The organism is Aeromonas sp. QDB56 (genome assembly GCF_027705505.1).
Classification (GTDB): domain Bacteria; phylum Pseudomonadota; class Gammaproteobacteria; order Enterobacterales; family Aeromonadaceae; genus Aeromonas; species Aeromonas caviae.
In genome coordinates this window covers 1-11,485 of sequence record NZ_JAPDBZ010000130.1, presented here as the reverse complement: position 1 = coordinate 11,485, position 11,485 = coordinate 1, and the positions used below count along the sequence as shown (strand labels likewise).

General features: G+C 55.4%; 15 protein-coding genes and 1 other RNA gene. 14 read left to right on the top strand and 2 right to left on the bottom strand.

Going from position 1 to position 11,485, the window contains the following annotated elements:
* From OKB81_RS16420 to OKB81_RS16390, 7 genes are all read left to right on the top strand, one after another.
* Positions 1–1,026, top strand: a 1,026-nt coding sequence (locus OKB81_RS16420; RefSeq protein ID WP_270805326.1) for an HsdM family class I SAM-dependent methyltransferase, incomplete at its 5' end; no start/stop codon positions are given.
* Complete coding sequence (locus OKB81_RS16415) at positions 1,023–2,333, top strand: restriction endonuclease subunit S (protein WP_270805325.1); 1,311 nt, start codon at positions 1,023–1,025, stop codon at positions 2,331–2,333. The genes OKB81_RS16420 and OKB81_RS16415, both read left to right, overlap by 4 nt.
* Entirely contained in the window at positions 2,330–2,719 is a 390-nt protein-coding gene (locus OKB81_RS16410; RefSeq protein ID WP_270805324.1) for a PD-(D/E)XK nuclease family protein, read from the top strand. The genes OKB81_RS16415 and OKB81_RS16410 overlap by 4 nt, the downstream gene beginning before the upstream one ends.
* 73 nt (positions 2,720–2,792) lie before the next feature.
* The gene (mntA, locus tag OKB81_RS16405) at positions 2,793–3,200 is read left to right on the top strand and encodes a type VII toxin-antitoxin system MntA family adenylyltransferase antitoxin (protein ID WP_024943932.1); all 408 of its coding nucleotides are present in this window, start codon (positions 2,793–2,795) and stop codon (positions 3,198–3,200) included.
* An 8-nt stretch (positions 3,201–3,208) separates the two neighbouring features.
* Entirely contained in the window at positions 3,209–3,508 is a 300-nt protein-coding gene (locus tag OKB81_RS16400; RefSeq protein WP_270805323.1) for a nucleotidyltransferase family protein, read from the top strand.
* Positions 3,509–3,517: 9 nt separating this feature from the next.
* A complete protein-coding gene (locus OKB81_RS16395; RefSeq protein WP_005345157.1) occupies positions 3,518–3,907 on the top strand; it encodes an HI0074 family nucleotidyltransferase substrate-binding subunit in 390 nt (129 codons plus the stop codon).
* On the top strand, positions 3,904–7,086 hold the full coding sequence (locus tag OKB81_RS16390; RefSeq protein WP_270805322.1) for a type I restriction endonuclease subunit R: 3,183 nt from the start codon (positions 3,904–3,906) through the stop codon (positions 7,084–7,086). Before OKB81_RS16395 ends, OKB81_RS16390 begins: the two co-directional genes overlap by 4 nt.
* Positions 7,087–7,353: 267 nt before the next feature.
* Here the strand turns inward: OKB81_RS16390 and OKB81_RS16385 are convergent, their stop codons facing one another.
* Positions 7,354–7,731: a hypothetical protein gene (locus OKB81_RS16385; protein WP_270805321.1), complete on the bottom strand. Its 378-nt coding sequence runs from the start codon at positions 7,729–7,731 to the stop codon at positions 7,354–7,356.
* A 260-nt stretch (positions 7,732–7,991) separates the two neighbouring features.
* Here OKB81_RS16385 and radC point away from each other — a divergent pair, with 260 nt between their 5' ends.
* The 6 genes from radC (at position 7,992) to OKB81_RS16355 (ending at position 10,671) form a co-directional block, all read left to right on the top strand.
* The gene (gene radC, locus OKB81_RS16380) at positions 7,992–8,459 is read left to right on the top strand and encodes a RadC family protein (RefSeq protein ID WP_128273155.1); all 468 of its coding nucleotides are present in this window, start codon (positions 7,992–7,994) and stop codon (positions 8,457–8,459) included.
* Complete coding sequence (locus OKB81_RS16375) at positions 8,456–8,824, top strand: DUF2787 family protein (protein ID WP_270805320.1); 369 nt, start codon at positions 8,456–8,458, stop codon at positions 8,822–8,824. The genes radC and OKB81_RS16375 overlap by 4 nt, the downstream gene beginning before the upstream one ends.
* Before the next feature lie 17 nt (positions 8,825–8,841).
* Positions 8,842–8,970: a hypothetical protein gene (locus OKB81_RS16370; protein WP_254902196.1), complete on the top strand. Its 129-nt coding sequence runs from the start codon at positions 8,842–8,844 to the stop codon at positions 8,968–8,970.
* A complete protein-coding gene (locus OKB81_RS16365; RefSeq protein ID WP_005345168.1) occupies positions 8,967–9,110 on the top strand; it encodes a hypothetical protein in 144 nt (47 codons plus the stop codon). Before OKB81_RS16370 ends, OKB81_RS16365 begins: the two co-directional genes overlap by 4 nt.
* Before the next feature lie 239 nt (positions 9,111–9,349).
* Positions 9,350–9,901 (top strand): recombinase family protein, encoded by a 552-nt coding sequence (locus OKB81_RS16360; protein ID WP_060389232.1) that lies wholly within the window; start codon positions 9,350–9,352, stop codon positions 9,899–9,901.
* 26 nt (positions 9,902–9,927) lie between these two features.
* The gene (locus tag OKB81_RS16355) at positions 9,928–10,671 is read left to right on the top strand and encodes a hypothetical protein (protein ID WP_157160912.1); all 744 of its coding nucleotides are present in this window, start codon (positions 9,928–9,930) and stop codon (positions 10,669–10,671) included.
* A 278-nt stretch (positions 10,672–10,949) separates the two neighbouring features.
* Here OKB81_RS16355 and OKB81_RS16350 read toward each other — a convergent pair whose 3' ends face one another.
* Complete coding sequence (locus OKB81_RS16350) at positions 10,950–11,132, bottom strand: hypothetical protein (protein ID WP_021230269.1); 183 nt, start codon at positions 11,130–11,132, stop codon at positions 10,950–10,952.
* A gap of 271 nt (positions 11,133–11,403) precedes the next feature.
* On the opposite strand from OKB81_RS16350, the gene ffs reads away from it, so the two are divergent.
* An RNA gene (ffs, locus tag OKB81_RS16345) (signal recognition particle sRNA small type) lies at positions 11,404–11,482 on the top strand.
* The last annotated feature ends 3 nt before the right edge of the window (positions 11,483–11,485 follow it).

Here is an 11,485-nt window from a genome sequence, read left to right as displayed (position 1 = left end):
GGGGCAGGTCTGCCCCGTGTCTCTGACGGCTCACTCTTGTTCCTGCAACATCTGATCGCCAAGATGAAGCCGGAGGGCGCCCGCATCGGCATCATCCTCAACGGCTCTCCGCTCTTTACCGGTGGGGCGGGTAGCGGCGAGAGCGAGATCCGCCGCTATATCCTCGAGCACGACCTGCTCGATACCCTGGTGGCCTTGCCCACCGACATGTTCTACAACACCGGCATCGCCACCTATATCTGGGTGCTGTCGAACCACAAACCGGCGGAGCGTAAGGGCAAGGTGCTGCTGATCAACGCCAGCGACATGCACAGCCCCATGCGTAAGTCGTTGGGCTCCAAGCGTAAGCAACTGAGCGAAGAAGCCATCGAGGAAGTAGTGCGTCTCGCCAGCCGTTTTGAGGCGAGCCCGATCGCCAAGATCTTCCCCACCACCGCCTTCGGTTATCGCCGTATCACGGTGGAGCGGCCGCTGAAACTGGCGTTCTACCCGCAGGATGCCGAGCGGCTCGCCAGTCTCACCGCCGACAAGGGCTGGGCCAAGCTCGATGGCACCTTGCAGTCTGCCATTCTGACGGCCCTGGGCCAGTTCAGCGAAACCAAGTTGCTCTCTCGCGACAAATTCAAAAAGCAGCTGACCAAGTTGCTGGGGGAGGTCAAGCTACCAGCCCCGGCCTTTAAGCTGCTGGTGAGCCATCTGGCTGAGCAGGACGACGCCGCCGAAGTGTGTAAAACCAAGGGCGAGCAGGAGGCTAATGCGGATCTGCGGGATAACGAAAATGTGCCGCTGGGGGAAGACATTCATGAATATCTGAAGCGTGAGGTGCTGCCCCATGTGCCGGATGCCTGGATTGACACCAGCAAAACCGATCCGCTCGATGGTCAGGTGGGCATCGTCGGTTATGAGATCCCCTTTAACCGCCACTTCTATCAGTACCAGCCGCCCCGCGAGCTGGCAGCCATCGACGCCGATCTCGATGCGGTCGCCAAGGAGATCATGCAACTGCTGGCGGAGGTGCATTCATGAGTGTGATAGAACATCAGGCAGAGCGAGTGGGTAAATATCAACCATACCCTGAATACAATAACAGTAGTTACTCTTGGATGGCGAAAATTCCAAGTGGTTGGCTGAATGGTCCATTAAAAAGAATTGCATACTTGCAGGCTGGTTTTGCTTTTAAGGGGGATACCTTTAATTCATCTGAAGGTGTGCCAATTGTTCGGATGAACAACATATTGAATAGTGGGGGATTAAGTCTGGATGATGCTGTTCGTGTTCCTGAGATAGATGTTAAGCCTGAGTTTTATCTAGCTACTGGGGATATCGTTATGGGGATGTCAGGTAGCATAGAAAATATAGCTAAGGTTCAAGGTGACGATCTTCCTTGCGCATTAAATCAGCGAGTAGGTCGCTTCTTTTTACGAGCGGTAGATGATGGTTTTCTCTGGTACATAATTCAATCAAATGGATTTAAACAGCAGGTTTCACTTGCCGCAACTGGTACAGCACAACTAAATATCAGCTCGGACCAAGTCGGGAATACTCTTGTAAGTTGGCCTGTATCGTTGCTTGAACAAAATATAATTGCGGCCTTCCTCGACTATGAAACTGCCCGGATTGATCGGCTGATTGCCCAGCAGCAGCGGCTGATCGAGCTGCTTAAAGAGAAGCGGCAGGCGGTGATCTCCCACGCTGTCACCAAGGGCCTCAACCCCAAGGCCCCCATGAAAGACTCCGGCGTCGAGTGGCTTGGCCAAGTGCCGGAGCATTGGGCTGTAGTCAAATTGAGTTATGTTTTGTCACTTAAAAGTGGGGACGGAATTACGTCGAATGAAATTGAGCCAGAGGGCACTTATCCGGTTTATGGCGGGAATGGACTTCGGGGCTACTGTGAACAGTTCAACTGTAATGGGACCTATGCTCTTATTGGACGTCAGGGGGCACTATGTGGCAATGTTAATGTAGCCGATGGAAAATTCTTTGCTTCCGAGCACGCTGTGGTTGTTTATCCTCGAATTCAATTTGATGTTAGGTTCTTGTCTGAATTTTTGAGATTTATGGACTTAGGTCAGTATTCTGTTTCTGCCGCCCAGCCAGGTATATCTGTTGAACGAATAAGTATGCTCTCGATAGCAGTTCCACCAATAGAAGAGCAGTCTCTTATTGGGCAAAGAATATCGCAGGTTGACCTGCAGATTGAAAGGTTAGTAGTGAAGGCTGAGGCTGGTGTGTTGCTGCTTAAAGAACGCCGTACTGCCCTGATCTCCGCCGCAGTCACCGGCAAGATCGACCTACGGGGCTGGACGCCACCCGCCGACGAGGTTGCTGCATGAGTGCAATGCCGAAAACCGAGGCGACTGATGCGATTGCTTCAACCAGCAATGACGAGCAGTACCGCTCGCTGACGGAGCTGATTTTCGATAGCAAGGAGCTCGATAAGCTGGGGGGGATGGTCTCCGAGTTCAACCTGTTTGAAGCGATGGGGATGGTGCGTCAGGAGATCCGCCACTCCCATTTTCTCGGCACCCTCTTTAATCCCCGTGAGCCCCATGGTTTGGGCTCTCGCTTCTTTGAGTCACTGCTTTCAAGGTTGCTCTATGACTTGCCGGATCGGCGTAGTGGCGAAGTATCTCTGCTCGATATCGATCTCTGCGATTACGACGACCTGCAGGTATTTCGCGAGCAAGATCGTATCGATCTGCTGCTGGTGAGCCCGTAGGTTCGATTAGCGAAGCGTAATCGGACGATCGCGTTATCAGACCTTCTCGTTTTCTCGCACAGGAGTGAATGGTATGACTCTGCCTACCCTCACCGCACAGTTAGCCGCACTCGCCGCCGCTCACCCCGAGGTGATGGTGCTGTGGCTCTATGGTTCCCACGCCAAGGGGAACGCTGGGCCCCATAGCGATTGGGATCTGGCGGTAGCCTTCGACCCCGTCAAATTGGTTGACTCTCTGGATAACCGGTTGCGGCCCGAGTTGCTGGCCCTCGACTGGCAGCGAGCCTTGGGGCTGGCCGAGGGGCAGTTATCGGTGGTCGATATCAATCAGGCGCCCATTCCGCTTGCCTTTGCGATTGTCGATGCCAACCGGGTACTGTTTTGCCGCGATCAGGGTCGCCGTCTGCGTGAAGAAGCCCGTATCATGTCGCAGATGGAATTCCTTCTCTACAGCCAAGCCAATGAGCATAAGAAATACTGAGGTCTGGTATGCAGCTTGCCGATTACCAATTTCTACAGGCACTGGCGAGATTACCGTTTGTCGAGGCGATCTGGCTATTTGGCTCGCGAGCCCGGGGTGAGCAGCGTGAACGCTCCGATATCGATCTGGCCATCGAGTGCCCCTCCGCCAGCGAGGCGCAATGGCAACAGGTGTTGGCGATCGTCGATGAGGCCGATACCCTGCTCCCTATCGATTGTGTGCGACTCGATGAGGAGTCGCCCCAGAGCCCGCTGTATCAGGCCATCCTGCGTGACAGGGTGCCTCTCTACCGACGAATGACGCCTTAAGGAAGTGCAATGAGTCTGGATCTGAATCTGGTTGCCCTTGGCAACGCCCTGCAACGTCTCGCCGAATCCCTGAGCTATGACGCGAGCCAACCGCTGGTGGTCGATGCCAGCATCCAACGCTTCGAGTTCTGTATCGAACTGACCTGGAAGACCCTGAAAAAGGCGCTGGCGGCGGAAGGTATCGAAGCCAATACCCCCCGTGAGTGCATGAGCCAAGCCTATGCGGCCCACTGGCTGGCCGATGAGACGGTCTGGTTGTCGATGCTCAAAGATCGCAACCTGACCTCGCATACCTACAAGGAAGCTCTTGCGGTCGAGATCTATAGCCGTCTGCCGGGGCATCTGGCGGCGATGCAGTCGCTTTATCAGGTACTGCTGGCCCGAGGGGGTCAGCCATGAGCCTGGACCTCAGTTTGGAAAATAGGGCTCGGGAAAAAGCCTTTCAGGACCATATCATCGAGCAACTGGCTGCATCAGGTTGGCTGGTCGGTGAGTCGTCTCGCTACGACAAAGAGCGAGCACTCTACCCGGAAGATGTGATCGCCTATGTGCAGGAGAGCCAGCCAGAGGGGTGGCAGAAATACTGCAAGACCTACGGTGAGGAGCCAGAGCGTCATCTGCTCAACGCCGTGGCTCGATCCCTTGACAGCGATGAGCGGGGCTCCTTGTGGTTACTCCGTCATCAGGTAGAGGATCGAGGGCACCGGCTGGCGGTGGCCACCTTCAAGCCCGACCATGACCTTAACCCAGAACTGGTCGAGCGGTATGCCAAGAACCGACTGCGGGTGGTGCCGGAGCTGGTCTACAGCCCCCATGGCTATGAGGGACGACTCGATCTCACTCTGTTTCTCAACGGTATTCCGGTGGCAACGCTGGAGCTCAAGTCTTGCTTCAAACAGAGTCTGGAGAACGCCAAGCAGCAGTACCGCGTCGACCGCCCATTGGTGACGGCGGGCAAGCGTGAGCCCTTGCTGGCCTTCAGGCGGGGGGCGCTGGTGCACTTTGCCGTCAATCAGTTTGAGGTGGCGATGACCACCAAGCTGGCCGGAGCAGATACCTTCTTCCTGCCGTTCAACCGGGGCACCGCCAAGGGTGGGGCAGGGAACGATCAGCCTGAGACAGGCTATGCCAGCGAGTACCTATGGCAGGAGATTTTCGCGCCTGAGACCTTCCTCAATATTCTGGGTCGCTATCTACATCTGCAAGTCACCTTTGATGAGGACGCCCTTGGCCGTCGTAAGAAGAAAGAGACGATGATCTTCCCCCGCTACCACCAGTGGAAGGTGGTGGAGACGCTGCTGGAGACGCTCCAGCAGGAAGGGAGCGGCCAGAAGTATCTCATCCAGCACTCGGCGGGCTCTGGCAAGTCCAACTCCATCGCCTGGCTGACCCATCAGCTGGCCTCCCTGCGACGTGACGGAGAAAAGCTGTTCAACTCGGTCATCGTGGTCACCGATCGGACCGTGCTCGATAGTCAATTGCAGGAGACCATCGCTCAGTTCGATCACGCATCCGGGGTGATCTCCCGCATCAATCGGGAAGAGGGGGATGGCAGCAAGTCAGCCCAATTGGCCGAGGCACTGGCCAGCGGCACCCCCATCATCATCGTCACCATCCAGACCTTCCCTCATGTGCTCAAGGCCATCCAGGAGAGCACCAGCCTCAAAGCCAGTCGCTTTGCGGTGGTTGCCGACGAGGCCCACTCCAGCCAGACCGGTAAGACCGCCCGCCAGTTGCGTGAGGTGTTGATGGCCGAGCAGCTCAATGATGAAGAAGAGCTCTCGGCCGAGGATGTGATGAACCTGACTTTGGCTGCCCGTGGCGGCAGTCAGAACATCAGCTACTTCGCCTTCACTGCTACCCCGAAGGCCAAGACGCTGGAGCTGTTCGGTTGCCCGCCCAAGCCCCATCTGCCCATTTCGGATGAGAACAAACCCGAGCCGTTCCACGTTTACACCATGCGCCAGGCGATCGAGGAGGGGTTCATCCTTGACGTGCTGCGGAACTACACCAGCTACCAACTGGCCTATAAGCTGGCGATGGAGAGCGAAGCGGCTGATGCAGAAGTGGACAGCAAGAAGGCCAAGCGCAAGCTATCCCAGTGGGTCCGGCTGCACCCGCACAACATTGGCCAGAAAGTGCAGGTGATAGTCGAGCACTTCCGCCAGCACGTTGCACCGCTGCTGGCCGGTCAAGCCAAGGCGATGGTGGTAACCAGCAGCCGGATGGAGGCGGTCCGCTACAAGCTGGCGTTCGACAAATACGTTAAGGACCAAGGCTATCAAGCCATTCGGGCCATGGTGGCCTTCTCGGGCGACATCGAGGACGAGGGACAGACGTGGAACGAGCGGAACATGAATCCGGAGCTGAAGGGCAGGGACATGCGTAAGGCGTTCGATACGGCTGACTATCAGGTGATGCTGGTGGCCAACAAGTTCCAGACCGGGTTCGATCAGCCCAAGCTGTGTGCCATGTATGTGGACAAGAAGCTGACCGGGGTGGACTGCATCCAGACCCTATCGCGGCTCAATCGCACCTATCCGGGCAAGGAGAGTACCTATGTACTCGACTTCGTGAACGACCCGCAGGATGTGCTGGAAGAGTTCCAGAAGTATTACGAAACCGCCACGCTGGACTCAGTGTCGGATCCCAACCTGATCTATGACCTGTTTCACAAGCTCAAGGGCGAAGGGATCTTCACCTGGCCCGAGGTGGTGGCGTTTACCGATGCCTACTTCGACCCCAAACGGGGGGCCGATGCCTTCTTGCGGCACGCCGTTCCGGCCAGAGATCGCTTCGCCAAGCGTTACCGGCTGGCCATCGATGCTATTCGGGAGTGCCGGACCCAGCTCAAGTGGCTGATCGAACAGGGCGGCTCAGGGAGTGATCAGGCCAACGCCGAGCGGCGGTTGAAAGAGGCCGGGGAAGCCCGTTCGGTGTTGGAGCTGTTCAAGAAGAACCTCAACGGCTATGTGCGGTTCTACGAGTTTGTCTCCCAGATCACCCCCTTCGACGATTACGACATGGAGCGGCTGTGTGTCTTTGCACGCCACCTGCTGCCCCTGCTGCGGGAAGAGGTGTTGGATGAAGAGCAAGTAGACCTTTCCTCGGTGATGCTGAGCCACTACCACCTTAAGGCCAAGCGGACCCAGGATCTGCAACTCAAAGAGAATGCTGCCGGTTATGGGTTGGAGGGGATCGCCTCCCTCGGCAGCGCCAAGCCGAAAGAGGAGAAGAAGGATTTCCTCTCCGAACTGCTGGCTCGGATGAACGATCTGTTTGGCCTGGAAGTGACTGATGGGGACAAGCTCGACTGGGTGCAGGGGATGGTCAGCAAGCTAAGCGAGAACGGCCCCCTGATGGAGCAGGTCCGCAATAACCCACGGGAATCGATTCTGCATGGCGATTTCCCGAATGCAGTGGATGAAGCCGTCATCGGACGAATGGAAACCCAGCAGGGCATGTCGCTGACGTACCTCTCTCACCCCGATAAGGCCAGGGCATTGCAGAATATGCTGCTGGACTTGTTGCTCGAGGGACTGGCTGGCCATCAGTCATTACGGACACCGAGCCAGTAGGCGTTTGCTGGAGGTGCATGTTAGGGCTGACGTGCTCCTTCAGCGGCAACGAGCCCGATCAAAAGAGGCGGGAACACCATCCTAGGCTAGGTAGGTCGAGGAGGTCTGCCGATCTGCTGAAATTTTGGCAGATTTAAGAACTTTTTCTACGAGATTTCATACAGAAAAAGTTCTATAAAATGCTGAAATTTAAGCAGATTGAACATCCAAAATGACCCCTTTGCCTTTGATGGCGGGCAAAAGGGCCAGATTCAAAATCAGCAGATATTAGCCTTGCGGGTTCCGCAGTGGACGCCAGACGTATCCTGATAGCTCTTTGGCATTTGCCGGGGGCAGAGTATGCAGATCATCTGCTTCGAAACCGAAATGGTTCATCATCTCTGACAGGGAGTAGCAGAGTTGATCGCCTTCCGATTGACTGAAGGTGCCGTCATAGCGCTGGATGAAGTTCGGGGTGAAGCTCTCACCTGTTGTGCAGACTGGTTGTGTCTGTATCTTGAAGTCTTCTGACTCACCTTCTGTAATCTTGACGGCGTACCCGAGCAATGGGTAACGCTCAAGGGTCGTTTCTCCGTTGTCATTTGGTTCAACAATGATGTAACCGTACTCACTGGGCTGAGCGGGGACAAAATGAGTTGTTGACATGTTTTTTTCCTTTAAAAATAGATTGTTAAAAGTTTTGACTCGTCAGTAATCCCCAGTTTCCCCCTCCTCTTTTGGGAGGTTTTCAACAACATATCGCGTCATAATCGAGAAAACCGTGAAATCCGTCTAAAAATTTATAAGAGGGCTCGTAGGTGAATGTGGGCCCCTGCACTTCTTATACCAGCCCTGCTCGGATTCAATAACAGCCAGGCCCCCTGGCATAAGTAACTCGTGTACCAAAACGACGCGAGGTTACTGTTATGACACATCACTACGACGATCACCCCGGACAGGGCGATCACATCATCAATCAGGCATTAGCGATTCTGGAAAGCCGACAGCGGCATCTGGGCCACGTCTTCACTCAGCCCAAAGCGGCAGCAGACTTCCTGCGGCTCAAGATGGGGGAGTACGAGCGGGAAGTGTTTGCCGTCATGCTGCTGGACAATCAACACCGACTACTCGATTACCAGGAGCTGTTCTTCGGCACCATCAATGCGGGCACTATTCATCCCCGTGAGGTGGTCAAGGCGGCCCTCAACAGAAATGCCGCAGCGGTCATTCTGGCCCACAATCATCCCTCCGGTATGGTCGACCCTTCAGACGCAGACAAAGCGATTACTATTCGTCTCAAGGATCTGCTCGAGATGGTAGACGTGCGAGTGCTCGACCACTTTGTGGTGGGACAACACGACATCGTCTCGTTTGCCGACAGGGGGCTGCTATGACCCCATCCAAACCGCTACAGGCTTTGTTCACCAAGATCATCGGCAGCTACCCCGATGCCACTGCCCTGACCCTCAACTTCCGTAGTCCCGATTATTCCGCCGACACTGGCGGTTACCGTCCGGTCGAAATCCGTCTGGAAAAACGGGCTGGTAGCTGGGGGATGGCCTACGTCACCGAGTTCACTTACCTCGGTGGGGAGCTGGTCAAGGATCTCGATTTTGACTTCAACGCCGGGCTGGCAGCACAGCTCTGGTGTGGAGAGCGGCCGCTGGCCACCACCATGGACCTCTACCGGCTCTGGGAGAGGAACTTTCTCGACTACCACCGGATGGAGGTCTACCGACTGAAGATAACCCCTGAGTAATCGCCATGAATGACTTCATGAAAACCTTGCTGCTGGATGCGTTGAAGGCAGCACTGACGGCGTTTGCGTCTGTCATCGTCAACGCGATGATGGCCCGCTACATGCCGCCACACTTCTACAACATGAACGAAGAGGACTACCCATGAACAAAATGATCCTGACCTCGGTGACTCTGGTTGCCATTGCAGGGGGAACCCTGATGATCCGCCTCATCGCCCGTGACAAGGCTCATGCCGAGGAGCTGGCCAAGGTATTGCGGATGCCGGGCGGGGCGACGCGTCATTGAGATCCCCCGGTCGGCACCCTGCATGACCAATAGATAGAGCGGCCAGAGCATCTGGTTGACCACCCTGCGGGCCCTCCATCACGGAGCGGCCCGCTTTCATTTGTATCACTGGCACAGGTCAATAGACCAAGCCCGTGTGACGCGAGCGAAAGTGCCACTTTTTGCCGGTCATATGGGTTCCTTTCGACCTTCTGACCGGTCGCGTCAGTGTACCTTGCCCTATTGACCAGGAGGAGACCATGGCACTGGTGGGATATGCACGTGTCAGCACTGTGGGGCAGAGCCTGGATGCCCAGCTTCAGGCTCTGGCCGAGTGCAGCAAGATATTCAGGGAGAAGGTGAGCGGTGCAAAGGATGACCGCCCTCAGCTCGCGTTGATGCTGGATTTTGTTCGTGAGGGAGACGTGGTGATGGTGACCAAGCTGGATCGCTTGGCTCGCAACACTCGCCATCTGTTGGAGATCTCAGAGTACCTGCACGCTAAGCGGGTTGCTCTGAGGATTTTGAATCTGGGTATCGATACCTCGACACCTACCGGAAAACTGATGTTAACCATGATCGGTGCCATCGCCACGTTTGAGCGGGAGCTGATGCTGGAGCGTCAGGCAGAAGGGATTGCTATGGCAAAACAGCGTGGGGTCTACAAAGGTCGCAAGCCGACCGCCATGGCTAAAGGGGAGGAGGTGCTGTCACTCGCTGAACGGGGACTAGCCAAGGCCGAAATCGCACGTCGAACGGGGATCAGTCTCTCCAGTGTGCAGCGGATCTTGCGTGGACTGTCTGGCGAATGAATAGTTTTGACAACAAGGAAAACGACATGGAACAAGAGAAGACGAAACAAGAGTCCGGCCGGTTCTTCGAGCAGCGGGAGACGTTTTCGACACAGATGGCGAGCAAATGGGCCCGTTATCGTCTGTGGCTGAAGCAGTCGCTGCGTAGAGACCCTGAGCTAGATTCAAGTGAGGTCAACAATAATCCCTACCAGCGGGGGGGCATATGCAGTTACAACGCCTACCTCTCAGGGATGTTAAAGGCTCACTTGTGGGGGATATGGTTAACTGCAGTGGTAGTCATCGTGTTCTACTTTGGGTTGGGAATGGCAGGCTTTCGGTCAAATCGCTTCCCTGGCTTGCCGATCATGCTGTTGGTCGCGGCCTTTTGGTCATTCCACTGGGCCCTGATCAGCTTTATCTGCCTCGAAAAGCGGCTGAGGGCGATAGGGATGGCTCAGAGTAAGCTACGAGTCATTGCCCTGGCGTCGGTTGGTATGACAACAGCAGGCATCATGTTCGGATGGTTTATCCGCTTTAAACGTGATGGCATGGCTGGGAACCCCTTGATTGATTTCGCGATGTCACAGTACGAAGCTGTGGGCCAGATAGGTGCCGGTATGGTCTACCTCGGTTTTGCCATGCTCTTCGTACTGCCTTGCTACCGTAATAGCGATGCGTTATCAGAGGGGGTAAAAGAGGAGCTGGGGAAGGTGCAGGGCTATCCGACCCCGATCCTGTTGGTGTTCCATTTGCTTCTGCTGTTTCCGGCAGTGGCGATTCTGGCCTAGTAGACTTGAAGGAGCTCACATCAGAGCTCCTTTTCTTTAGCAGGTATGCAAGGCATCAAGCCGGTAGCGGTGCTTGGCTCGGCAACCACGGCACCATGATTGTATCCTGGTTACACCAGCCATCCGTCTGAATCCGAATTCTCCTGCCCGATAGAACACATGAACGCCAGCCTGTTCTGAACAGCTCGGGCAGCTTTTGAGTTTCTGCCCGTTTTGATGGAACACAACTGAATGGTTGAGGGGCTGGCCACAAGAACACTGGTCGGTCATCGATGAACTCACTTCCGGCGGTTGTCGGTTTCTTTGGCTACCCCTTTGAAGGGCTCCCCACCTTGTTTCTGCTCGATAAACTTGCCGCTATCCGTATCGCGTTTCGTCCAGTTCCCATTAACCGGGTTCTGAACTTGGGTACGGTCGTTGACGGAACCTTGTCGATAGCCTTTGCCTGTGTTCGTAGCCATATGTCACCTCGGGTTTAAGTGAGACCCAAAGTTACCATTAGATTTCATTTTGCTCAATATTGGGTTGATTATTGAGCTGTTGAGGGAGGGGATGGGGCCTGTAATGAGGTGCTTGCAGTGTACGGGAGAGGGCGGGTAGGATTGGCCTGTTTGTTACCAATTTAAGCATGTCCACTTGATGTGGATGACCGTACTTCCGGCGGATTCTCGCTTGTTGAGGTTTCAGAACACTGTGATGGCAATCAGTTCCATCCCCAAGTGCCTGATTTATTTGGGCTCGCATTGATAACCCGTCGACCTGGTCAGGACCGGAAGGTAGCAGCCAAGGCGGGGGACTCGAGTGCCGGGATGTG